Annotated in this window: 22 protein-coding genes, 3 tRNA genes and 1 rRNA gene; 17 read left to right on the forward strand and 9 right to left on the reverse strand. The window is 37.9% G+C overall.

All coding sequences use genetic code 11. The features are described from left to right. Positions 1 to 8 precede the first annotated feature (8 nt). Positions 9 to 125, forward strand: a 5S ribosomal RNA gene (gene rrf, locus F5ESL0225_RS00270). 12 nt (positions 126 to 137) lie between these two features. Then, positions 138 to 210, forward strand: a tRNA-Asn gene (locus F5ESL0225_RS00275). Positions 211 to 265: 55 nt separating this feature from the next. Here F5ESL0225_RS00275 and F5ESL0225_RS00280 read toward each other — a convergent pair. Next, positions 266 to 1,192: a LysR family transcriptional regulator gene (locus tag F5ESL0225_RS00280; protein ID WP_122021119.1), complete on the reverse strand. Its 927-nt coding sequence runs from the start codon at positions 1,190 to 1,192 to the stop codon at positions 266 to 268. Between the two features lie 119 nt (positions 1,193 to 1,311). On the opposite strand from F5ESL0225_RS00280, the gene F5ESL0225_RS00285 reads away from it, so the two are divergent. Continuing rightward, positions 1,312 to 3,186 (forward strand): flavocytochrome c, encoded by a 1,875-nt coding sequence (locus F5ESL0225_RS00285; protein WP_122047677.1) that lies wholly within the window; start codon positions 1,312 to 1,314, stop codon positions 3,184 to 3,186. 30 nt (positions 3,187 to 3,216) lie between these two features. Here F5ESL0225_RS00285 and F5ESL0225_RS00290 read toward each other — a convergent pair whose 3' ends face one another. Together F5ESL0225_RS00290 and F5ESL0225_RS00295 are read right to left on the reverse strand one after the other, a co-directional pair. Beyond that, a complete protein-coding gene (locus F5ESL0225_RS00290) occupies positions 3,217 to 4,047 on the reverse strand; it encodes a triphosphoribosyl-dephospho-CoA synthase (RefSeq protein ID WP_122021120.1) in 831 nt (276 codons plus the stop codon). Between the two features lie 20 nt (positions 4,048 to 4,067). Then, positions 4,068 to 4,982 (reverse strand): LysR family transcriptional regulator, encoded by a 915-nt coding sequence (locus F5ESL0225_RS00295; protein ID WP_118907216.1) that lies wholly within the window; start codon positions 4,980 to 4,982, stop codon positions 4,068 to 4,070. Positions 4,983 to 5,321: 339 nt separating this feature from the next. On the opposite strand from F5ESL0225_RS00295, the gene F5ESL0225_RS00300 reads away from it, so the two are divergent. The 11 genes from F5ESL0225_RS00300 to aroD all read left to right on the forward strand — a co-directional run bounded on the left by F5ESL0225_RS00300 (position 5,322) and on the right by aroD (position 17,713). Further along, entirely contained in the window at positions 5,322 to 6,572 is a 1,251-nt protein-coding gene (locus tag F5ESL0225_RS00300; protein WP_199692491.1) for an acyl-CoA dehydrogenase family protein, read from the forward strand. A gap of 86 nt (positions 6,573 to 6,658) precedes the next feature. Then, positions 6,659 to 7,903, forward strand: coding sequence for a CaiB/BaiF CoA-transferase family protein (locus F5ESL0225_RS00305; RefSeq protein WP_122047627.1), 1,245 nt, complete (start codon positions 6,659 to 6,661; stop codon positions 7,901 to 7,903). 8 nt (positions 7,904 to 7,911) lie between these two features. Continuing rightward, entirely contained in the window at positions 7,912 to 9,057 is a 1,146-nt protein-coding gene (locus tag F5ESL0225_RS00310; RefSeq protein ID WP_122021123.1) for an acyl-CoA dehydrogenase family protein, read from the forward strand. 14 nt (positions 9,058 to 9,071) lie between these two features. Continuing rightward, the gene (locus F5ESL0225_RS00315) at positions 9,072 to 9,809 is read left to right on the forward strand and encodes a hypothetical protein (RefSeq protein ID WP_122021124.1); all 738 of its coding nucleotides are present in this window, start codon (positions 9,072 to 9,074) and stop codon (positions 9,807 to 9,809) included. A 4-nt stretch (positions 9,810 to 9,813) separates the two neighbouring features. Continuing rightward, positions 9,814 to 10,746: an electron transfer flavoprotein subunit alpha/FixB family protein gene (locus F5ESL0225_RS00320; RefSeq protein ID WP_122021125.1), complete on the forward strand. Its 933-nt coding sequence runs from the start codon at positions 9,814 to 9,816 to the stop codon at positions 10,744 to 10,746. Positions 10,747 to 10,787: 41 nt separating this feature from the next. Further along, positions 10,788 to 12,290 (forward strand): class I adenylate-forming enzyme family protein, encoded by a 1,503-nt coding sequence (locus F5ESL0225_RS00325; protein ID WP_158592369.1) that lies wholly within the window; start codon positions 10,788 to 10,790, stop codon positions 12,288 to 12,290. Continuing rightward, positions 12,271 to 12,717 (forward strand): acyl-CoA thioesterase, encoded by a 447-nt coding sequence (locus tag F5ESL0225_RS00330; protein ID WP_122047629.1) that lies wholly within the window; start codon positions 12,271 to 12,273, stop codon positions 12,715 to 12,717. Before F5ESL0225_RS00325 ends, F5ESL0225_RS00330 begins: the two co-directional genes overlap by 20 nt. A 286-nt stretch (positions 12,718 to 13,003) precedes the next feature. After that, the gene (locus tag F5ESL0225_RS00335; protein WP_122047630.1) at positions 13,004 to 14,200 is read left to right on the forward strand and encodes an MFS transporter; all 1,197 of its coding nucleotides are present in this window, start codon (positions 13,004 to 13,006) and stop codon (positions 14,198 to 14,200) included. 18 nt (positions 14,201 to 14,218) lie between these two features. Next, a complete protein-coding gene (locus F5ESL0225_RS00340; protein WP_122047631.1) occupies positions 14,219 to 15,985 on the forward strand; it encodes an FAD-dependent oxidoreductase in 1,767 nt (588 codons plus the stop codon). A 39-nt stretch (positions 15,986 to 16,024) separates the two neighbouring features. Next, on the forward strand, positions 16,025 to 16,933 hold the full coding sequence (locus F5ESL0225_RS00345; protein ID WP_118897567.1) for a shikimate dehydrogenase: 909 nt from the start codon (positions 16,025 to 16,027) through the stop codon (positions 16,931 to 16,933). A gap of 18 nt (positions 16,934 to 16,951) precedes the next feature. Continuing rightward, positions 16,952 to 17,713, forward strand: coding sequence for a type I 3-dehydroquinate dehydratase (aroD, locus tag F5ESL0225_RS00350; protein ID WP_122047632.1), 762 nt, complete (start codon positions 16,952 to 16,954; stop codon positions 17,711 to 17,713). A 58-nt stretch (positions 17,714 to 17,771) separates the two neighbouring features. On the opposite strand, the gene F5ESL0225_RS00355 is transcribed toward aroD, so the two are convergent. From F5ESL0225_RS00355 to F5ESL0225_RS00380, 6 genes are all read right to left on the reverse strand, one after another. Then, complete coding sequence (locus F5ESL0225_RS00355) at positions 17,772 to 18,002, reverse strand: cytochrome b5 domain-containing protein (RefSeq protein WP_090094244.1); 231 nt, start codon at positions 18,000 to 18,002, stop codon at positions 17,772 to 17,774. A 172-nt stretch (positions 18,003 to 18,174) separates the two neighbouring features. After that, entirely contained in the window at positions 18,175 to 18,732 is a 558-nt protein-coding gene (locus tag F5ESL0225_RS00360; RefSeq protein WP_122047633.1) for a DUF4097 family beta strand repeat-containing protein, read from the reverse strand. Next, the gene (locus tag F5ESL0225_RS00365) at positions 18,733 to 18,954 is read right to left on the reverse strand and encodes a hypothetical protein (RefSeq protein ID WP_122047634.1); all 222 of its coding nucleotides are present in this window, start codon (positions 18,952 to 18,954) and stop codon (positions 18,733 to 18,735) included. 104 nt (positions 18,955 to 19,058) lie between these two features. Continuing rightward, positions 19,059 to 19,925 carry a DUF4097 family beta strand repeat-containing protein gene (locus F5ESL0225_RS00370; protein ID WP_122047635.1) on the reverse strand — a complete coding sequence of 289 codons (867 nt, stop codon included), beginning with the start codon at positions 19,923 to 19,925 and terminating at the stop codon, positions 19,059 to 19,061. Positions 19,926 to 20,285: 360 nt separating this feature from the next. Continuing rightward, a tRNA-Lys gene (locus F5ESL0225_RS00375) sits at positions 20,286 to 20,358 on the reverse strand. Between the two features lie 147 nt (positions 20,359 to 20,505). Further along, positions 20,506 to 20,578, reverse strand: a tRNA-Lys gene (locus F5ESL0225_RS00380). Between the two features lie 141 nt (positions 20,579 to 20,719). Between F5ESL0225_RS00380 and yycF the strand changes: the two genes are divergently transcribed. Genes yycF through F5ESL0225_RS00395 form a run of 3 tightly spaced genes read left to right on the forward strand, consistent with a single transcriptional unit; the run spans position 20,720 to position 24,665 of the window. Next, positions 20,720 to 21,436 carry a response regulator YycF gene (gene yycF, locus F5ESL0225_RS00385; RefSeq protein ID WP_122024319.1) on the forward strand — a complete coding sequence of 239 codons (717 nt, stop codon included), beginning with the start codon at positions 20,720 to 20,722 and terminating at the stop codon, positions 21,434 to 21,436. A 60-nt stretch (positions 21,437 to 21,496) separates the two neighbouring features. Next, positions 21,497 to 23,353, forward strand: coding sequence for a cell wall metabolism sensor histidine kinase WalK (gene walK, locus F5ESL0225_RS00390; protein ID WP_090094114.1), 1,857 nt, complete (start codon positions 21,497 to 21,499; stop codon positions 23,351 to 23,353). Further along, positions 23,343 to 24,665, forward strand: a complete 1,323-nt coding sequence (locus F5ESL0225_RS00395; RefSeq protein WP_122047636.1) for a hypothetical protein — start codon at positions 23,343 to 23,345, stop codon at positions 24,663 to 24,665. Before walK ends, F5ESL0225_RS00395 begins: the two co-directional genes overlap by 11 nt.

A 24,665-nucleotide genomic window follows, 5' to 3' on the forward strand; every position in this document is an offset into this window, starting at 1 on the left:
AAAAGAAGTACGGTGGCAAGAGCAAGAAGGAAACACCTGTAACCATGCCGAACACAGAAGTTAAGCTTCTTAACGCCGAGAGTAGTTGGTGGGAGACTGCCTGCGAGGGTAGGACGTTGCCGTGCTTTTTTTAATATTCCGGCTTAGCTCAGTTGGTAGAGCGCTTGACTGTTAATCAAGATGTCGTCAGTTCGAGTCTGACAGCCGGAGCAAGGTTAAAAGAGAAGGTTTAATAACCTTCTTTTTTTGTTTATGAAAATTTATTTTATTTAATGCTGGGCTGTATTCTTAGTTGTGTGAATTTTGTAATTAGTTTTTTAAGACCAGGATCAAGCCTTTTCTTGTGTTTAACTGCAATAAAATACTTAATTTGAATTAAAGTGTGATCAAGTGGAAGAAGATTAATTGGAGTTCGATTCATTCTTTTGATAATACTAGCAGCTGAAATGGTTAATCCCACTCCCTTAATTGCTAAATTTGTTGCAGTTAATATACTTTTACTTTCAAGAACAATGTTTGGCTTGACGTTGAATTTATGAAATATACCATTCACTTGATGACGAATAGCGGAATTGCTAAAACTAACTACAAATGGTTGTTGCAATATTTCCTTAAGATTGTATTCATCTTGATTAAGAATAAACCGGTCTTTTTTAAAATATGATGATTGAGGTGAAATAATCACATAGTAGTTTTCTTCCCCATTAACGAAAAAATCGAGCTCAGTGTTGAGTGATTCAGGTGTTTGTCCAATGTAACAATCAATTTGCTCATTCAAAAGCTGCGTTTCGCTATTTCTAGGAAAGGTTTCAGATAATTGAATCTCAATATTTGGGTTTTCAGCCAGAAAATCGGGTAGTAATTCTGGTATTAAAAAAGTTCCGAGGCTTTCTAAGACCCCAATTCTAATTATTTCTTTTTTGGGTGAGGCGTATCGAATCAACTTTTTGGCTAAATTTTGGTTATTGGCAGTGGTTGTTTCAAGGTATTTGTAATAGATTACGCCGGCTTTAGTTAATGTAAACGGAGTAGTTTTTCGATTAATTATTTTGGTCCCTAATTTATGTTCGATGCGTTTAAGTAGTTGAGTTAAATAAGGCTGTGAGATATATAGTTCTTGGGCGGCTCGGGTAAAATTGCTTTCTTTTAGTAAAACGTCAATGTAGTGTAAGAGTATTTCTGGATCTTTCATCTGTTTCCTCCAATAACACTTTTATTATAGTCTATTTGCTAGAAAACTATTTCATTTTGTTAAATAAAGTTAGTAAAATTTAGTTATTAAAGATTTTACAGAGAGGAATTATTTCAATGATGAAGCCAGGTACATATAATGTAAAAGCAAAAGGGCATGGCTCAAGTTTTATGCCAATGAAGGTTACTCTTTCTGCGACCGCTATTGAAAATATAAGCATTGATTCTAGTGCTGAAACTAAAGGGATTGCTGATGAAGTTTTTAGGCGGCTACCCCAGCAGATTATTGCTAATCAAACACTAAATGTTGATGTGATTAGTGGTGCTACAATCTCTAGCCGCGGTGTTATCGATGGAGTTGCTCAAGCCATCGATGAGGCTGGCGGTGAGGCAAATAAATGGAAACAGCGGGCTAAACCCATTGCTAAAAGCGATAAAGATGAAGAATATAATGTAGATGTGGTTGTAATTGGTGCTGGAGGTGCTGGGCTTGCTGCAGCAACTAGAACAATCCAAAATGACCAAAAAGTGATAATTTTAGAAAAATATCCACAAATTGGTGGCAATACTGCGCGGGCTGGTGGACCTTTAAATGCGGCTGAACCAGAATGGCAGGACAAATTTAAGGCCTTAGCAGGTGAAAAAGAAAGTTTGGCAAAATTAGCTGCGCTACCAATTGATCAAATTGATTTAGAATATCGGCTTGATTTTCAAAAATTACAAAAACAGATTAATGCATACCTTGAATCGGGGGCAAATTATTTATTTGACTCCACCTTACTACATGAAATTCAAACTTACTTGGGTGGTAAGAGAATTGATTTAAATGGAAATGAAATTCATGGTAACTACGAGTTAGTCAATAAGCTTGTTAATAACGCATTCGCTTCAGTGCAATGGTTGACTAATTTAGGTGTAGAGTTTAATCGTGATGATGTAGCAATGCCTGTTGGTGCTTTGTGGCGTAGAGGCCATAAACCAGTTGAGCCAATGGGCTATGCTTTTATCAAAGTTTTGGGTGAATGGCTCAGAAATCATGGCGCAACTATTTTAACTGAAACCCGAGCAAAACATTTAATTATTGAAAATGGGCAAGTTAAAGGTGTGATTGCCGAAAATAATGGCAAACAAGTGACTGTTCACGCACCAAAAGTCATTTTAACTTCAGGTGGGTTTGGTGCGAACACAAAGATGGTCCAAAAGTATAACACTTATTGGGCACAGATTGCTGATAATATTGCAACTACTAATTCACCAGCAATAACCGGTGATGGAATTGCTTTGGGACAAGAAGCAGGCGCTGCTTTAGTGGGTATGGGTTTTATTCAACTAATGCCAGTATCTGATCCAGAAACGGGTGAATTATTTACAGGCATTCAGACACCACCTGAAAACTTCATCATGGTTAATCAAAAAGGAGAACGTTTTGTCAATGAATTTGCAGAACGGGATACTTTGGCTAAAGCAGCAATTGCTAATGGTACTTTATTTTATTTAATTGCTGATAATAAAATCAAAGCAACAGCCTATAACACAACTGAGGAGTCTTTGGCAGCACAAGTTAAGGCTGGGACACTGTTTAAGGCCGATACTTTAGCAGAACTAGCTGAAAAAATAGGGGCAGAGCCTGCTACTTTAGTTAATACAATTAATAAATACAATTCGTATGTAGATGCCGGTTATGATCCTGAATTTAATAAGAGTGCCTTTAATTTAAAATGTGAAGTTGCCCCATTTTATGCAACACCACGTAAGCCAGCAATTCACCATACTATGGGTGGGTTGAAAATTAATTCTAAGGGGCAAGTGCTTAATCAAGATGATCAAGTTATTACTGGTCTATTTGCTGCTGGTGAAGTTGCGGGTGGTCTTCATGCTGGGAACCGCCTTGGCGGCAATTCATTAGCTGATATTTTTACTTTTGGCAGAATTGCTGCAGATACTGCTTGTAGTCAACTTATATCAGATACTACCAATAGCTCACCACAAAATTAAAAATTAATCAAAAAATAGCCAGTCTTCAGGCTATTTTTTGATTAATTGTCCTTGTTCTAAAGCTACAAAAATGGTGACGATTAATAAATCGGCACAGCCCCCCAAACTATAATTATGGTCTAAACATATTTGGCTAATCTTGAGGAGATATTTTTTTCCTGAGACTGTAGCATAACCTCCTAGAGCAAGATAATGGTTAGCACAGCTGTGTAGCCAATTAATCACATCATAATTACCTGCGCGCTTAATAAGATTACTGTCAACCGTTACTGTAGCAATTTTCATTAAGGTATCTAGTAATCGGCACTGGAGCGTACCGGTGCTCTGCTTTAAGAAAGGCAGGGCATATTTTTTTACAATGGGATAACCTTGTTCAGCTTGTGCACGTGCGCCACCAATGCTGTATTGTTGAAATTCACGTTCACCAGCTGTTTGTAATTGGTTATTTTTTTCTAGGTCATGTTCAACTAAACCATGGCACATTCTAGCGATAGTTGTAAACAATTCAGCCTGATTTTTCTTACAATAACTTTGAGCGCAAACAAAAATACCTAGAGCAAAAATTGCCCCTTTATGGGTATTGACTCCGTTTGTAGCTGCTAGCATTTCTTCTTCAGCTAATAGACCTTCTTGTCTTAATTGAGTGAACATGGTGGAGAGGTCTGTTCCAGTGAAGGTTTGCCCAATTTGTGTAGCTTTATTGAAGTAATGCTCTAGGCTTAAGCTACTGTCAATAAAGGTATAAATATTCATATCAGGATGTGGTCCAGGATTAGCGGGATCAACTAAGCCAGGTTTAGGCAAGGTAGTGACTTCATATAAAAGAGCGCGTAGCGCATTTTGAGTGATTGAATTAGTCATAAGTTCCTTAATTGTGATTACTACTTAATTGCTAAATTGTCGACTAAAGTTTGAATTTCTTGTTTGTTACTTTTAATAAAGTCAATAAAGTCAATAATTCCAGCTGAAAAATGCTGGTTAGGATCATAAACAAGATAAACTTGCCGGATATTTTTAGGTAAATCAAGTTGAATTTGATGAATATCAAAGCCACTGAGATAAATGGTTTTGGCAACAACGCCCACAATATCGTTGGTCAGTACTTGACCAGCAATTGCCAATTCATCATGTAAACGATTGATGATATGCAAATCAGAAGCAACTGCAAGCAAAGCGTTGGTGATATCGCGACCAATTTGAATTTTAGTGGAGTAGGTCATGATGGATTCGCCTTGTAATTCACTGGGCGACATGCGATTAATTTGAGCTAAATTATTATCGGGTGCAACAATTGCAATAATTTCTTCGGTATAAAGCGGAATATAAGTTAGGTAATTAAATTCGGGTACGTAAGAGCAGATACCGATATCATACCATCCATTTTTAATGCCCTCGCATATTTGATAAGAGGGATTATCATGATAAATAAAATGCGGGGAAATCGCACTTTCTTGTTGGTATTTTTTGGTTAAATAAGGCAAAAAGATACCAATTGCAGTAGGGATGCCAGCAATATGAATATTGCCTTGATCTTGACTAATTTTTTGAGCAATCTTTTTTTTACCATATTCCAATGAAGCTAACGTTTTGGTGACCGTGTCATAAAAAATACGGCCATATTCGGTTAACTGGACATAGCGCCCATTATGTTTGAACAGTTTGCAATGCAATTCGGTCTCTAGTTGCTTAATGGAAACTGATAAGGTGGGCTGACTGATAAAAAGATTTTCGGCAGCTTTTGTATATTGTTTTTGGTCTGCCAACTCTTGAAAATAGTAAAGTTGATTTAAATTCATGTTGAATACCTCAATAGTAATTACCATATCAATTGCGCTTTAAATGCTATACCAAATTTTAGTGAAGCGCTTTCTATAATTGTTTATAGGTGTATTGGGAAAATTAATATGTGCCTTGAAAAGTTGTTCACATGCTGTTTTAGGTCGGTAATAATTAGTGAATTAATAAGCAAAATGGAGGTGAAAGAGTTGCCTAAGACCAGTAAAATACTCTGAAAACATTGTTGATTATATTTAAAATTAATAATTTAAACTTTGATATCAATTTTACAAAGTTTATTTTTTTAAACATAATACAGGCAAAATATAATATTTCCAAGGAGTAGAGGAGATTAAATTATGTCTGAACAAAATAACTTACACGTCTTACCACCATTTGAAACAACACCAATTATGCACCATGCTAAACCAGGTGAAGCAATGGCGCAAGAAGATTTTACTAATTATTTAAAGGAAATTCGCCATTTGGCCCAAAACGAGTTCGATCAAATGACGAATTTTATTGAGGAGCAGCGTAAATTTCCTGATGACTTTTTTCCGTTAGCCATTAAACACGATCTTTATCGCTTTGCTTTACCGCGAGAGTATGGTGGTTGGGGCCTTAGTGAAAAACAAATCTTACAGGTTCAGGAAGAATTTTCCCGTACTCAAGGCGGTATTCGCATGCATTTACACCATGCTTCCGATATGAACTGGCGTATTTTAGCTGGCTTTGGTAGCCAAGAACTCAAAGATAAGTATATGAATAAGTTTCAAGATAAGTCAATCTATGCTAATTTTGCCCTTACTGAAAAAAGTGGTGGAACAGGAGCAGACTTGCATACATTAGCGGTTAAAGACGGTGATGAATGGGTTATTAACGGCGAAAAAACACTTATTTCTCATGCTGATGTAGCTGATTTTACCTATTTAATTGTTGTCACTGATCCTGATAAGCAAGGTGATGAGCGCCTGTCAGCTTTTTTTGTACCAACTAATACGCCTGGTTTTGAAGCAATGGAAATGCCACTCATGATGGGTTGTCGTGGTGCGGGGCACGCAGATTTGAAATTTACTGATATGCGAATTCCTGAAAAATATATGTTAGGTAAACGTGGAGAAGGAATGAAAGTTGCTATTTCAGCTTTATCACTTTCACGTGCACATATTGCCGATTCTAATTTAGGGATGGCTCAACGGATGCTGGAAATGTCCATTGCTTATGCTAAGGATCGCACTACCTTTGGTAAGCCTTTATGTAAGCGACAATCAGTTATTTTTGAAATTGCTGATATGGGTTCACGAATTCACGCTTTAAGGTTGATGCTCTGGGATTTAGCTGAAGATTACGATGCAGGTAAAGATATCACTAAAAAGGCTTCGATGGCAAAATTAGAAAGTATTAATACTGTTAAATTAGTTTCTGATTATATGCTGGAAATTTTTGGTGGTATTGGTTATTTCCAAGATAATCCTTATGGTCCAGCTGAACGTTTGTACCGTGATTGTCGGGCAATGTGGCTTGAGGAGGGGCCACGTTCTGTTCAACGTTTAACCGCGGGGCGGTTGTTGATTAATGACGGTGGTCAAACCCCAATTACCAGTTTGTAAATCAAATTAATGAAGCGGACCAAATTATTAGGGGGGAAGAGATGATTTAGCCCGCTTTAATTATTGATAGCTTGGAGATCAGAAAAATGGCTAATGAAATTTTAAAGGGCATTAGAGTAGTTGATTTAACACAATTTCTAGCAGCTCCAACTGTGGGGCGCGTTTTAGGTGAATGGGGTGCAGATGTTATTAAAGTGGAAGCCCCTAAAGGCGATGCTGGGCGAACCCAAGGTGCAGTTTTTGGTATGAAGTATGAGGACGATGAGAACTTAGGTTTTGATGTGTCCAATATGAATAAGCGCTTTATTACGTTGAATATGAAAATTCCTGCTGGATTACAAGCGTTTAAAGACTTATTAAAAACGGCTGATGTATTTTTAACATCAGTGAGAACAAAAAGTTTAGCAAAGATGGGATTATCTTGGCCGGAATTGCATCAAGAATTTCCTAAATTAGTGTTTGCTCAGGATCGCGGTTATGGAGAATTTGGTCCTAAGAAAGATGCTGCCGGTTATGATGCTACGGCATATCAAGCTCGTGGTGGCGTACAAGGAACAACAGTTGATAAAGGTGGCAATCCTTATAATCCAGTGAACGGTTACGGCGACTTTCAAGTTTCAATGACTCTGGCAGCAGGTATTTGTGCGGCTTTAGTTCAAGTAGCTAGAACTGGTAAGGGAGATAAAGTTGTTGTTAACTTAAATCATGCAGCAATCTTTATGCAGAATATTGCAATGGTTTCAGCGCAATATGGAAATGAGTATCCTAAGAGTCGCCGAGAAGTAACCAATCCTTTCAATGATACTTATAAGACAGGTGATGACCGCTGGTTTGTTTTATGTGTACCTGAATATGACCGTGATTTTGATAAGGTAATGCACCTTATTGGCCGTGATGATCTTAAAGGTGACCCGCGCTACAGCCATATGGATATCCTCAATACTCAAGGAAATAGTAGTGAAGTAATTGCCGTTTTGGAAGCGGCTTTTAAGAAACAACCGCTAACCTATTGGTTAAAGCTCTTCAGTCAAGAAGATTTGCCTTTAGAGGCTTGTCAAGTACCGACAGAAATTTATCAAGATTCTGAGGCCATTGACAATGATGAAATTCGACTGATGGAATTTCCTTCAGGTGCTAAGCGCTATATTCCAACTAATCCAGTTCGTTTTGCTTCGCAAGGAAATCCAACGCTTAAGCCTTCACGCGCACAGGGCTCAGATACTCTGGAGGTGCTCAAACATGATTTAGGATATAGCGACGAGCAAATTGCAACAATGCTTGCTAGCGGTGCAGCTAGCGGTGTTCGCCATTTAGGTGAACCGATTAAATAGGTGACAAAATGGTATTACAATACACACAACAACAAAAAGAATATCGTCATTTAGCCCAAGAATTTGGTGAGCATTACTTGACTTCTGAAATGATTAAAAAGTATGACCAAAATGGTGCTTGCCCCCTAGAACTTTTTAAGCCAGCGATTAAATTAGGGTTACACATGTTGGAAATTCCAACTGAATATGGTGGGGCAGGTCTTTCATATGAAGATTCAGCGATTGTCTTTGAAAAACTAGCTGAGTATGATGCTGGCTATGCTTTGACTTTGATTACTTCATTTGTCGCCTTGCGCTGCGTTTTGCTGGCAGGTACTAAGGAGCAGGCAACTAGGTTTGCTCAAGTTTTAGCACCTGGTCATTTTGCAGCCTTTACTATGTCAGAGGCTGATGCGGGTTCAGATGCAGGAGCAGTTAAGGCAACGGCGGTGCGGCAAGGTGATGAGTACATCTTGAATGGTAATAAAGCCTTTGCCACTAATGGCGGTCTTGCTGATATTTTAATTGGTATTTTTCGCACCTCGGATGCAGGTAATCATGGTTTATCAGCTTTTATGATTGATAAAAAGACACCTGGAATTTGGGCGGGTCAACATGAAGATAAGATGGGTTTACGTTTGTCCGATACAGTTCCTTTGAGTTTTAAAAATGTGCGTGTTCCAGCTGCTAATTTACTGGGTCAAGAAGGACGTGGGCTCAATATTGCCCTTGAAAGTCTTAATTTATCACGGGCGTACGTTTCTACTCTTACGGTTGGAATTATGCAGAGAGCCCTTGATGAAGCAGCTAAATATGCCAATGAACGTGAACAATTCAACCAACCAATTGCGCAATTTCAATCGGTACAAAACATGCTCGCTGATATGGCTACTAGCGTCGAAACAGCTCGTTTATTAGTTAATAATACGATGAAGATGATGGACCAAAATTTAGCGGTGCGGCAAGAAGGTGCAATGACCAAATTGTACGTCACTGATGTAGCTCAAAAAGTAACTTCGCAAGCCGTTCAAATTCTTGGTGGTTACGGTTACACCCGAGCATATCCCGTTGAAAAATTAATGCGCGATGCCAAAGGATTTCAAATTCTTGAGGGTACTAATGAAATTCAGCGTATGACGATTGCGCGCGAAGTTAGCAAAAAATATTACGGTTAAGGAGGAAGGCCATCATGAAAATTGCATTAATTGCTAGGGCTGCTTGGGCTGATCCGCAAGCTTACACGGTTGACAAACAGCGGGTAATTGTTAAACCAGAAAATTTATTTTTAAGTTTGGCTGACCGCGCTATTTTGACCTTTGCACAGCAAGTTGTTCACACTCGAGGCGGAACTATCGATGCTTATACATTTGAACCTGATGCAGCAGCTGCTGATCGAATTTTACATGAAGCTTTAGCTTTAGGGGCAACGACTGCGACTAAAATTGTCGGCGGTGATTTGGCTGATCCTTTGCAGCAAAGAGAACTTATTCAGCGATTTGTTCAAAGACTGATTAAACAAGGCCAGCACTATGATTTGTGGTTGACAGGCGATACTGCTGATTCAGGTTTTGTAGCTATCCTTGCCCAAGAATTAGCAGCGTACTGTTATGAGCATGTAACTGCGCTTGATTCAGCGTTTAACTTTGAAATTAGTCTTGCAAAAGGTAAATTGCTGGGCCAATGCCAACTGCCAGCAGTTATTACAACTGATGATTTGATTCAGGTACCTGAACTGGCAACTTTTGCGGCCTTAAAGACCGCAATGGCAGCCGCGATAACAACCATCGATTTACCCATTAAGAGCAAACCGAGCACTTTAGTCGCGATGCAAGAGCAAACTGACAAGGTAATTTTTAATTTGGCACAAGAACCAGATGCAACTGCTAAATTGGTTGCTCAATTAAAGCAAGACGGAATTCTGAGGTGAACAAATGACACCAATTTATTATATTCAACTGGAAGATCAAAAGATTGCCGAAGGCAATAGCAGTAATACTTTAGCCGGACTCAAAAACAGTTTTACCGGACCGAAGTCCGTTTTAGTTTTTAGTAATCAGGCTATGCAAATCCAAACGAAATATCGGCAAGCTGGAATCCCAACCATTATTTATCAAAATGAGCATTATACTTTGACAAATTTGACCAGCGTTGTGACCACTCTAGTTGCGCGCTTTACTGCAGAAAAAGAATACCTGATTATTTGTGATAATGATCAAGTGGGGAGCAGTCTAGGCAGCCGCTTGGCAGCCGCTTTAGGGGTCGATTTTGTCGCTAATGTTCAAGAAGTGCAGCAGGAAGGCGCAACGCGCATTGCTAACCAATCGCTTGGTCAAACACATGTGTGTCGGCAGGTGCCTTTAGCTGCTAAAAGTATAATCACTACATCTTGCACTGGCGTGGCAGGAAAGGCTAATACTGAAGTAGAAGTGCTTGATTGGAACATGCAGCAAAAAGGGGTAGCTTATCAGTATGTTGCCCAAAAGCAGTCTGCAAATGATTTGGCATACGCTAAGGTTGTTGTGGCTGCTGGCAAAGGCTTAGGCGCTGCAGAAAAATTGCAGCCTTTGCAGCAGTTAGCGCAGCACTTAAATGCTAGTGTAGGAGCAACTAAAGCCGTCACCGACCAAGGCTGGCTTGATGCTACGCGAATGATTGGTATTTCGAATTTGATTATTTCACCCACAGTCTATTATGCTTTTGGCATTTCTGGAGCAGTGCAGCATACGATTGGTATGAAGAAAGCCAAGCAGGTAATTGCCGTGAATACTGATCCTGCGGCCCCCATTTTCAAACTGGCCAACTACGGTATTGTGGGTGATGCCAACACGGTCATTGAACAGCTCAATCAGCTTTTAACGGAGTAATTCAAATGGGTGTTGAACAGAAACTGACCACGGTAAAGGCATTGTGGCATGAGCGCCTGAAGCAAAACCCTGATGACCTCTTTGTCATTGAAGCGGGCCAGCGGTACAGTTATGGGCAGATTGGCCAGCTGGTTGAGCAGGCGGCTAAGCGCTTAACAGCCTGGGGCGTTCAAAGTGGCGACATTGTTGCCTTGCAATTTGAATTAGACCTCGAAAATATTGTGCTGCTGCTGGCCTGCATTGAAGTAGGAGCAGTTATTAATCCTTTAAATCCCCATTTTGACCGGGATGAAGTTACAGCATTGATCAAGCGCTTTAAACCCTATGCTATTATTTCGCAAAAATCAGTGCGCGGTCGAGATACAATTAGTACTTTTCAGCACTTGCCCAACTACCAGCTCACCTGTACGGGTGATTTAAAAATGTTTATCCGCCAAGATCGGCTGGCAACAGTTTTTAAAGCAAATGAGGGACCAGCAGGCGCTGTTGTTATTTTAAATACATCTGGCACTAGTAGCGCTCCAAAGGGGGTTGTGTTAACGAATACTAATCTTTTAGTTGCCGAAGCCGCTTATCTGCAAGCTTTTAGCATTACCAAGAGTGATCTGACGCTGCTCTTATCTGGGATGTATCATGCAATTGGTTTTCATCACGGCTTAATTGCTACTATATTAGCGGGCAGTAAAATGGTACTTCTTAAACACTATGCTATTGCCGAAGTAGCGAAGCTATTACAAGAAGAACCGATTACCTTCATCGATAGTTTGCCTACGGTCATGTATGATCTTTTATTTAAAGTGGCTGATTTAGGCCAATTACGACAGTTAATTTGCGGCGGGGATCAAATTAAGCGCGAACTTCTTCAGCAGGCCCAAAAAAGAAATCTGCCGCTGTATAACTGCTATGGCTTAACGGAAGCTGTCCCATTTAGCTACACGCCCAGGGCTTATTATCAGCAGCAACAGGGCCTGACGACTGCGGTAACGCCAATGGCTGGTATTAAAGTCCGGTTAGTCAACGACCAGCAGGTCATTAATCGAGCAAATGTCACTGGCTTAGTTGAAGTCAAGGGACCCGTTATCTTTAAAGAATATTTAGGCGAACCAGAAAAAACTGCGGCTACTTTTGATGGTGAATGGTTGAAGACTGGTGACCTAGCACACTATAACCAAGCTGGTTTATTAGAAATTGAGGGCCGCAGTGGTGACCGCATTATTCGCGGTGGTGAAAAAATTGCAGCTTGCCTTGTTGAGGAAAAACTGCAAGTTTGCTCAAATATTCAGGAAATTGCTGTTATAGGCATCCCTGATATGCGTCTTGGACAACGCATTGGCGCCTTTATTGTTCCAAGAGACCAGCAGAAAAAAATTACTAAAGCTGAACTTCTTGCAGAATTGAGTAAATACGGAGTTGATAAAAAATATTGGCCCGAAAAAATTTGGCAGTTAACTGCTTTACCCCGCACAGTTAATGGCAAGATTAAAAAATATCAATTAACAGAATATTTGAGGGATCAAGCAAGTAATGTACAACAAATTTTTTAAGCACTCAATGGCAGATTATTTTGTTACTCCGCAGATGCTCAACCACATGAACATCACCCATGGTGGGACGATTTTAACTCGGCTTGATTCGGCAATGGGATTATTTGCTAATTCATATGCTAAGACCCAAACTTTAACCGGTCGCATTGATCGCGTTAGTTTTTATCGGCCAAGTTCAGTAGGTGATCATCTTAGTTTTTGTCTCACATTGCTTAAAACAACTAAGCGGACCATGACAATTTATGCTGCAATTAATCGCCTTTCACTGGATAATAGGCAAACAGAATTAATTGGTGAGGCTGTGCTGACTTATGTCGCAGTTGACGCGCAATTAAGACCAATTCAGGGTCGGATTGAGCCATACCAAGTAAGTGATAAGACTGAAGAAGAGTTCATTCATAGCCTTAAAGATCGTTTAGGTCTTTAGCAATACGCTAATTATTTAATTTTTTTATTAAATTATTGAAAAAATCTATTATTAAAATCAATTGGGTAATTGGCTAAAAAAAGGTTAAAACTAGACGTCAATGGCTATGCTGGCTAGACGAAGATAAACAGCAATCTTTGCGATGATGGCGACAAAGTCAATAATGACAAGGTTATTGCTTATAGCTAATACTCATACTTGTACCATAATAAATCATTATTTTTATTTAATTAAATGGGTTATATTATTGGGTAATTAATTACCAATAATTTTGAAAGGTGAAGAGATGGAAAGAAAGAATAATTATGCAGGTGTTGCCACCTCCGTTTATATGCACTTTGCGGTTGTGGGGGCGGCGACACTGTTTATTAGTCAGTATCGCCAAGTTTTAGCACAGTCATGGCATGCAACTGAAACTCAAATCTCGTTGGTGATGGCGATGGTTGGCCTCGGGCGGATTATTACTATTTTGTTTGCAGGTGCGATTTCAGATAAGATTGGTCGCAAGAAGGCCTTGTTGATTGCACTTACTAGTGATGCTATTTTTTTGTTGGGAGCAGCTTTTGCTAATAATATTTGGGTGGCTGGAATAGCGGCGATGTTTTTTGGCGCTACTAACTCTTTTGGTGATACAGCTGGTTATCCGGCTCTAGCCGATGCCTTTCCGACTAAAACGGCCACGATGAATTCTTTTGTGAAAGCAGCCATGCAGGTAATGCAGATGCTGTTTCCATTTTGTGTCAAATTGATCAGTAATCCGCGAATTACTGCTTGTATTTTAGTTGCGTTGATTTTAATTGATGTTTTTTTAACTATAAAAACAGCTTATGCACCGCAAGCGCAAGCTCAAGAGACTAAAATTGAGCAGGCAACGGCTACAATGCAAACTAGTAGCAATCAGCCAAAACTAGCAGTTGATGGATTAATGATTATTGCTTTAGGATTTACACTTTGTTTTACTTTTTATATTTTTTCCTTATATGCGCCCTATTATGGTCAATATGTACTCAACGAACCTGCTGCTAATGCTAATCAACTAGTTTCGTGGTATTCAATTGCGTCATTGATCTCGGTCTTTGTGACTTCAGTTTTAGTAACAAAAGTAAAGCGTTTGACCTTGATTATGGTTTATTCAGCTATTACTGCAGTGGGACTTTTATTCATGGTTTTGTCTCCTTCACCATTAGCGGGTGAAACTGGCGCGTTAGCAGTCGGGTTCTTCACCGCTGGTGGCGTATGGCAAGTTGGCTTATCTGTTTTGACTTCTTATTTTCCACAAAGTCATGGCAAGATCACATCATATTATAGCTTTGCCCCTGCCATGGTTTACTTTGTTGCACCATTAGTAGCAGCTTTTGTCTTAAAAGCTAATGGTACAAGTACCTTGATGGTTTTCTGGATTACGGCAATTTTTGCAATAACTTCAACTATTCTTGCCGCAATTTTGATTGTGCGCAGTAAGAATTTTGATATTGCAGATTAGTTAGAGAAAGGCAAATTTATGACTAAAATAATAAAGACCCAAGCTACTGGGCGTAATGGACAGATTGATTTTGAAATTAAGTTAACGGGTAACCATATTGATGACTTAGAGGTAACTAAAAATGTGGAAACACCTGGAATTTTTAACCAAGTTGTTGATAAATTAAAAACTCAAGTTATTAATGAGCAAAGCTTTGATGTTGATGCAATTTCGGGTGCTTCAATTATGACGCAAGCCATGCTGGATGCTGGTAAAAAGGCACTCACAGAAAATGGAGTAGATACTACAACCACTAGCAAAGCCAAAGAGCATCAAAACGTTACCCTTGATGTTGATGTAGCTGTTATTGGTTCTGGCATGGCCGGATTAATGGCTGCTTGTCGGGCCCTTTCTTTAGGTAAAAAGGTACTTGTACTTGAAAAAAATGGGTATCTTGGTGGTGCAACGATTTTGAATGGGTCCAATGTAGTGGGCACAGGATCAAAATTATCAGTTAGTATATTTGGTGAAGAAGCTAAAAGGGACACACCTGAATTACTGGTGCAAGATATTAGGCGTGAATGTCGAGGCACTAATGATGCTGGGTTATCTAATCTATTAGCTGAAAATATTGGTAAGGCAGTTGATTTTATTACCGAGTTTGCTACTTTGACCTATCAAAAAGCAGAAACGCAAACGATTGAACATTCAGTTGACCGCCAAATTGAAATGCCAACCGCCAGTTCATATGAATTGATTACCAAGGTTGCTGAGGCCTTTACCCAAAAAGGAGGGCAAATTCTACAGGAAACTCGGGTAGAAAAGCTAAATAAGAATGAAAAAGGTGAGCTAGTTTCATTAATTGCGGAAAGTAAGTATCAGACTACTAAAGTTAACTTCAAGTCATTAGTGCTAGCAGCTGGAGGTTGGGGGGCACGTGACTATCAGGAACATAAAACTACGATACCATATTATGGTCCAATGACTTCAACTGGTGACTACTTTGATTTTGCCAAAAATATGGATTTAGTTGCACGCAATCTTGATTGGTATAAAGTTTATCCACATGGACTTGAAGTTGAACCAGGTATTGCCAAATTGACGACTTATTCCACTAAGGAAGCCAGCGATATGGGGGCAATTTTTGTTAATACGAATGGTCAGCGAATTGTTAATGAATCGGCGCCATATACCCACTTCCGTGATGCAATTGCGGCTCAAAAGGATAAGCTTGCTTTTGTAATAATGGATCAAAGAATGTGGGATAGATTCTATGAATTGTTACTCAAGTATGGTTTCACTCAAGATGAAGTGCAAGGCTTCTTTGATTTGGATGGTAAGAAGAGTCCAATTTTGGTTTCTGGTAATCTCAAAGTGGTTGCTCAAAAAGTGGGTATTAATTATGCTAATTTACAAAAGACGTTAGCAGAGTATGAAGAAGCAGTTAAAGTTGGCAAAGACTCTGAATTTGAACGTCCAGCACAATTTATGCATAAATATGAAGGCGATACTTACTACGTAATTGAACAAAAATTACGTTTTTGCACTACTTTGGGTGGATATGAGACTAACAAGCATTTACAGCTTTTGACCACTGATTTTAATCCCGTTCCTAATTTTTATGCTGCAGGTGAAATAATTGGTGGTGCCAATGGTCATGATTCAATGCCAAGTATGATGAATTCATGGAGTTATGCTTCTGGCTTTATAGCAGGAACTGAAGCTGCTGATAATGCTAATTTTAGCCAATCACATTTGGTTTCACGTGAAACAGTAAATGTGGTATCGGGTGCATCTACTAAATAAGTATAGATATTATTTTTTTAAAAGTAAGGAGCTAAAATAATGACAAATCAAATTACAGGCGTGAATGGTCCAATTACTGGTTGGCTGGATGGCCACACTTATTTAATTGGTTTAATGGCTTATCCGATTCGGCATTCAATGTCACCTACAATGCACAATAACGCTTTTGCCAAATTAGGTCTAAATTATACTTATCTCTGCTTTGAAATTGGTAACGATAAACTTGCTAGCGCAGTTGATGCTATTCGGACTTTAGATATGCGCGGTTCAAATGTATCGATGCCAAATAAAAAAGAAGTGATTAAATATCTTGATAAACTATCACCAGCTTCAGAAATGTGTGATGCTGTTAATACCATTGTTAATGATCAGGGTGTTTTGACTGGTTATACGACAGATGGCATTGGCTTTGTTCAGGCACTTAAAGCTGAAGGCATCGAAATCAAAGATAAGATAATTACTCTAACTGGAGCTGGTGGTGCTGCGACTCCGATTGCAGTTCAGTCGGCTTTGGATGGTGCTAAGGAAATAAAAATGTTCAACATTCAAGATGATAAATGGGCCCAAGCTGAAAAAAATGTGCAAACAATTCAAGAAAAGACGGCTTGCAAAGTTTCATTAACTGATTTAAGCAATCAAGCTGCATTTAAACAGGCAATTGCTGAGAGTGATATTTACTGTGATGCTACGAGTGTCGGCATGAAACCGTTAGAAGATAAAACTTTGGTTTCAGATCCATCCTGGTTCCATAAAGAGATGGTCGTTTTTGATACAGTTTATGCTCCTAGAACTACTAAACTAATGGAAGTAGCTCAAGCAGCAGGGGTTGAACATGTTTTTAACGGAATTGGCATGATGATTGAACAAGGGGCCGCCTCATTTAAACTCTGGACGGGTCAAGATATGCCAACTGACTATATTCGGGAAATTATGTTTACCGATAAGTAAGAAAAGTTGAGGTAGACAATGGCAACTATTAAGATTAGAAATATTGTTTTGGGAACAGGGCTACCTAAAATTGCTGTTCCAAATGTTGGACGAACGGAAACAGAAATTTTAACTGCAGCGGAAACAATTGTTGCTGCCCAGCTAGATTTAATGGAATGGCGGCTCGATTACTATGCAGCTGGAATTGCTGACCAGGCCGCCTTAATTGCAACTGCCCAAAAATTACGACAAACGGTGGGCGACTTGCCGCTTTTAGTAACCTTTAGAACGCAAAATGAAGGTGGCGTTGCTGCATTAGCAGATGATGCTTATTTGGACTTAGTGGAATTAATTATTACCAAGCGCTTAGGCGATGCAGTTGATATAGAACTGTTTCATGATGAAGAGCGGATTAAGCAGCTCGTTTCCTTAGCCCATGATTACAATATCGTAGTAATTATGAGTAACCATGATTTTGATAAGGTACCCGCCCAAGATGTCATTGAATTTCGCCTTAAAAAGATGGCACAATTGGGGGCAGATATTCCTAAATTAGCCTGCATGCCGCATACTCCGCAGGATGTTTTAACCTTATTAGAAGCTACTCAGGTAGTGCATAAAGCAATTCCTAATCCTTTAATTACAATGGCAATGGGTGATTTGGGTAAAGTTACGCGAATTGCTGGTCAGATTTTTGGTTCAAGCTTATCTTTTGGGGCGGTAAGTCAAACTTCGGCACCAGGACAGCTTTCACTTAAAGATTTACGCAATGCAGAAAATTATTTGGCTTTATATGACTAATTTAGCAATCAAAAAACAGGTACACATTGTGTACCTGTTTTTTGTTGTCAAATAGTAACTAAGCTTCGTAAGTACCAACTTTTTTCAAGTTGCCTAAAACACTTTTACCGTGAGGTGATTGACCAATTGCAACTGTCAAGTCTTGTCCAGCTAAATTACCATGGTGTTCGCCATCAGTCCAGTGAGCATTGCCAGTAACATCGTAAACATCGCCATCAATTGCTACATAAGCTGGATTTCCATTTTTACCATCATATTTTGCTAAAGATTCTTTTGTGAACTTCTCCATTGAAGCACACTCCTTTCAATAAATAGAATAAAACCTATCTAAAATATAACATAATCCTAAAAAGGTTAGATGTCTAATTATACGCTTTAAAAAATTTTATGGTGGTAAAACTAAACTTTTTTATTGAATGACTAACTTTTATATTTATGCCTGCAACTTTAAGCCAATTTATCTAGTTAATATTAATATCGCCATTGCCACAAGTAACTCTTAGAAGAGGTGTATGTTGCCTGACTTTAGAAAAATGACCAGAATAATTGTTATGGCGGAAGTTGATTTCATTACCAGAATGAGTTGAAAGTAAGTAACTAATCATCGGTGCCTCGCTCATTTGAAAACTACCATCATGTAAATTGAATGAACTGCTACCAAGAATTTTGGAATTGCTGATTGAAATATCGCCATCAGTAAGAGAAACAGAGGTTTTAAATTGGCTAGCAAAAATTGTTAAATCTCCATCATTGCAGTTAGAAGTGTCTGCTTTTAGGGTGGAATTTGTTACCTTAATGTCACCTTCATCTAAGGTGAAAGACGTCTTCAAGGCCTTGATATTGTTGATACCAAGGTCACCATCATCCATTTGCAGGTCAATGTCAGCGATAGTTAAGTCATTTAAACTAACGTTTCCTTCATTGACCAATCCTGAAATGTTGCTTACAGCGTTTTTATCAGGAACAGTAATTAAAAGTTTGCAATCATCGTTAGATGCTTGGTGGTCATTAGCAAGCATCTAACGATGATTTGTTACTCCAATCTTGACTGCTTTAATGTTGCGACTTGTAATTTTTACTTGAAATTGGTCACCCTTAGCAATGTTAATGTCGGCTTCGTTAACCCTGATTTTAATTTTGGAAAATTTCTTCAGGTTGTTTGTTTTACTACTTACAGAATGCTTGTGCTCATGGTCACTAAAAAAGCTACCATTAGTTATTTCATGATGTACTTCTTGCATATTTTATTTGCTAGTATTAAATTTAATAATTAGTAATAAAACAAGACCAATAACTGCAATGATACCAATGATTTGATAGAACTTTTTCATTGTTAAATGTTCCTTTAATTGATTGCAATATCGCCGTCGGCACTGACTACTTTAAGAAGAGGCGTGCCATTAAGCCTTTTAACTAGGTGGCTAGTGTGATAAGTATTGTCAAATTTAATGGTATCCTCTGAATCAGCTGTAAGGTCGTAACTAATTTTAGGTGCCTTGTTCATTATAAAATCACCGTCATTTAGGTTGAACGAACTATTGCCAGTAATTTTAGAATTTTTGATTAACGCATCACCATCATTTAAGGTTGCGGTAATTTTGCACTGACTGTCTGTAATTTTACAGTCGCTATCACTTAAAGCTAATTTTGCACTTGATAAAGTCGAATTGCTGACTTTAAACTCGCCATCACTTAAGATTAAATTCAATTTTTTAACGATGGTATTTTTTAAAATAGCATCACTATCATCGACTTTAATGTTTATTCTTGGAATAATTAAGTTTTTTAAAAGTAGGGTGCACGCATAACATGAACCAGATATTTCTAATAGGGAGTGGCTCTTTGGGACCCTAATTTCAACGTGATAGTTTCCATTATTATAATGGGGTTCGGGCTTGTCAAAAATGGTTAACTGGTTATCTTTAATGGAAGTTTTAATTTTACTAATATCGGCGCCATAATTGCCTATAATAGTTACTTGATATTTCTTACCAGGAATAACTTGGATGTCTGGGAGGTAGGTGTCAAGTTTGATTTTGGTAAATTTTTTAAAAACAATTGTCTTTCTTTTAGTTTGGTTGCTGAACTGGTTTGGTTTGTTAAAATGACTCATTGTTTGAGATGTTGTATGTATGTCATGGTAGATATTTAGACCGATAGCCAAAAAGAAGACGACAAGTACTAGAGCACATATTTTATAAAACTTTTTCATTTATACTAATCCTTCAGCTTGCTTAAATTGATTTGCGAGTAGTTTTTCTTGTAGTATATGCCAAAAGTAAAGTTGGCATATGTAGCGATTAAAAAGTTGGACAATAAAAATAAAACACTACCAAGACAAATGGAAATTTTCCCTGGCAATAGTGGGGAGATGTTGTCGTGTTTTTTGTTCCTAATATATAACATTTTAATTTAGATGTTTATAATTAACAAGATTAAATTAATGCCTTTTTATTAAAAAAATAATATGGGGGAATTAGCAAATTATTATTCAGATAAAAACATAGCTAGGAAAGATGAATTTTTGAGATAACAAAAAAGCACTGTTACTTACAGTGCTTTTTATTTATGATGGGTGGCCAGGGGTTCGAACCCTGGACCCACGGATTAAGAGTCCGTTGCTCTGCCAGCTGAGCTAGCCACCCATTTATTTCTGTTGACAGTTAAATATATTAGCAAGTATTTCTAGTTTTGGCAAGTCATTTTTGCAAAAAAATTAGGATAGTTAGTTATGGCGTCTTTAACCATTAACTAGCAAAAAAGCACCGCCTTCTCGCAGTGCTTCTTTTTAATGGGTGGCCAGGGGTTCGAACCCTGGACCCACGGATTAAGAGTCCGTTGCTCTGCCAGCTGAGCTAGCCACCCAAAAAATGTTATCTTAAATAACCAACAAAAATTATTATGCTATTATTTTAAATGAAATGCAAGCTTTTTTGTTAAATTTTTGTGCTTTTTTTGGCTAAATAGTTAAAAAACAGTATAATGTTAAGCAAAGGGGGGCTTTCGATGCCAAAGAAGATTCTCGTTGTCGATGACGAAAAACCAATTTCTGATATTATCAAATTTAATTTGACGAAGGAAGGCTTCGACGTCGACACTGCCTATGATGGGGAAGAAGCTATTAAAAAAGTTGATGAATATAATCCAGATTTGATGATTTTGGACTTGATGTTACCCAAAAAAGATGGTTTAGAAGTGGCACGTGAAGTTAGACAAACTCATGATTTACCGATTATTATGGTAACAGCTAAAGATACGGAAATTGATAAAGTACTCGGGCTGGAAATGGGAGCGGATGATTATGTTACTAAGCCATTTTCTAATCGTGAACTTGTAGCGCGAGTTAAAGCTAATTTACGGCGCCGTAGTATTGCTAAAAAAGTGGAAAATGATAGTGATGATACTTCAACCAAGAATATAACTATTGGTAATCTGGTGATTATGCCTGATGCCTATATTGTTGAAAAAGAAGGCAAAAAAATTGAACTCACACATCGTGAGTTTGAGTTGCTTTATTATTTAGCGCAACATATGGAACAAGTAATGACTAGGGAACATTTATTGCAAACAGTTTGGGGCTATGATTATTTTGGCGATGTTCGTACCGTTGATGTAACAGTCCATCGTTTGCGGGAAAAAATCGAGGATAATCCGATTCAGCCGCAGATTTTAGTAACTCGTCGCGGTGTTGGCTATTATGTGAAACAGCCAACAGAAGACTAATTAAAGAAAGCCTGCAGAATGATTTTTTGCGTGGCTTTCTTTTTACATATTTGGATAATTATGAATAGAATAAAAAATAAATTTAAACATTTAACTATTTCAATTAACACTACATTAGCAACTGTTTTTATGGCAATGATTATTGCGACAATTGAGGTCATTGGGGTATATTTCACTAGACAATTAGAACAAAATAGCATTGATAATTTTCAATCGTCAATTCAAGTACTACCAATTGTAACCAATCAGTTATCACTGCAGTTAGTCAGAGATAATAAGCACACTAACAGTAACTTGAATCGTATAGTCAATGATTATAGCAACGGAATTGGTACGATTAGTGAAATTATTGTTGTTGATAATAAGGATATCATTCGGGCTGTTTCTAGGTTAAATGATAAAAATCGTATTGGACAAAGAGTCAATAACACTATTGTTAAGCAAGTAACTTCAACGGGTAGACAAGCTACAAAGGTAGTTAATGATCATGGTGACTATATGATTCAGGTGACACCTCTGAATGCAGGCAATGGTTCTACCAATATTGTGGGCGCAATTTACGTTAAAGCATCAATGCAGGGTGTTTTTAATGATTTACGAAATATTTCTTTAATGTTTTTAGTGACCTCATTAGTGGCAGCAGTAATGGGTGCTATTTTATCATTAGTAGTTTCACATGCAATTACTAAACCTATTGAGGAAATGCAAAGTCAAGCTCTAAATATTGCTGACGGAGATTATTCTAGTCAAGTAAAAATTTATTCTAATGATGAATTAGGTCAGCTAGGCCAAGCATTTAATACTTTGTCAGTTAGAATTGAACGTTCACAAGAAGAATCTGAAAGTGAGCAGCGAAGATTAGATAGCATTTTGTCACATATGAGTGATGGGGTTCTGGCAACGGACCGGCATGGTAATGTTAATGTGGTTAATCAAATGGCACTTAACTTTTTGAATACAACTGAAGAAAAAATCACCAATAAGCCAATTGCGACAATTTTAGGTTTAAAAGAATCTTCCCAAGACTTGATTGCTAATCAGAAAGGAATTGTACTTACAGTTAACGAAGGTAGTCGTGATGAAGTTATTTTACATGCTAGTTTTTCACTAATTAAAAGAGTGACCGGTTTTGTTTCAGGTAGTGTGTGTGTGTTACACGATATTACTGAGCAACAAAAAAATGAAAACTCTCAAAAACAGTTTGTTTCAAATGTTTCCCATGAATTGCGTACCCCGCTTACAAGTATGCACGCCTATATTGAGACCTTAAATGAAGGGGCTTGGAAAGATCCCAATGTAGCTCCTAAATTTTTACAAGTTACCCAAGAAGAAACTGAACGAATGATCCGTATGATCAGTGAATTATTAAGTTTGTCCAGGATGGATCGGGGTGCAGTCAAAATCAATTTTGAGTGGGTTAATTTTAATGATTTTGTTGCCCATATCTTAGACCGCTTCGATATGATTGTAAAAAATAATCAAAAAGAGGGTAAAAAGAAATATACAATTAAGCGCCAATTAGGTACACAGGCCTTATGGGTTGAAATTGATACTGATAAAATAGCGCAAGTAATTGATAATATTATGAATAATGCCATTAAATATTCACCTAATGGTGGAGTGATTACTGCAAGTTTAACTCATGATGATCATCGCATTATTTTAAGTATTGCTGACCAAGGTTTAGGAATTCCTCGAGAAGATTTAAGTAAAATTTTTGATCGCTTTTACCGGGTTGATAAGGCACGCTCGCGTGCTCAAGGCGGGACTGGCCTAGGGCTAGCAATTGCTAAAGAAATTGTAGAGCAACATCGCGGTCAAATTTGGGCTACTAGTAGTGAAAATAGAGGCTCAACTTTTTATATTGCCTTACCTTATGAACCAATGAGCGAGGGAGATGAGTGGGATGAAGCTTAAATTTAAATTAGGCGATATATTGTTACTAATTGGAACATTAGCAGCAGTTATTTTGTCGATTATTCTGTGGATTTTTATCATGACGAATAATCAATACTTTAGCCACATTAATCAAACTAGTAATGTAACTGAGCAGTCACATAGTCGCAACCGAATTATTTCAAATCTATTTGTACCAACCAGTTCTTATGGCTTTCAGAATGGTCAATTATATAACTTATATGATGCTAAAAAGAATTTGCCGTTAGAATTTAGTAATGAACTTAAGGATGTCAAATATGGTAACATCGAAAAAATCAGCTCAAGTCGGCACAAGTATGAGCAAATGCTTAATAATTCTGCATATGTGCAATTAACTTTTCCTAATGAAGTAAGTGTAAATTTGCTTACTAAAAAGGATGTCACTAAAAATGACCAGAAATTTCGCCGTATTTTTATATCACCGAGCAATTTTTATTTTTATTTAGGTAGTGATAAGAGTACAACAATTTATCGTGTGGGATTAATTAAGGCTGACTTTTCGCGTTTACGCAGTTATGCTCGAAATGCCCATGGACGTCAGCCGGTTAAATTTGTCCGATTAAATGATAGTTATGAAGTATTTTATACCCAAACAGAACATTGGCGGGTTTATAGTTATTTAACTAATAGTCAGCCAGATTCTTACTTCGTTACCCGGCTGCTCGGTACAGCCAATGTAACTGCTCGTTCAAGTAAAAAGGGCTGGACCACTTATTCGCTGAATTACTACACAAAATTGCGAGCACCAAATACTGAACTAAAAGAAGCAGATTTTTTATATTCTCGCTATGAAAAGAGTAAAGTTATGTCTACTAATGAGCGCTTACTCGATAGTGTTGAATATGTTCATAAGTTAGGTCTAAGTGAACAAGATTTGCGTTATTTTGATTATAGTAATGGATCAATTAGTTACGCTAATTATATTGAAGGCTTACCAGTTTTTTTGAGTAGTAAAAACCCGCAAATAACGACGCGTTTTGCGCAAGATGCAATAGAGGTTGCGTTTAATAATACTGATTTACAAATTCCAATTCCGTTTGATGGACAAACGCGAACTTTGCCTCCAAGTGAGACCGTAGTGCATAATTTAGTTAATGCGGGACTAAAGAAAACGGCAATCCAACGGGTAATTGTGGCGTATCGTGTAGAAAAAGATCATAGCCATGACAATTTAATTAATTTGATCCCAGTATATTATGTTAAAGCATATAATCAGTGGAGAAGTGCCGCAGAGTGGGAAAAATATGGCTCAAGTGGAGTTAACCAAAACCAGTTAGTGAAGGGGAATTAG

Source organism: Lactobacillus sp. ESL0225, assembly GCF_003692905.1.
Lineage (GTDB): Bacteria > Bacillota > Bacilli > Lactobacillales > Lactobacillaceae > Lactobacillus > Lactobacillus bombicola.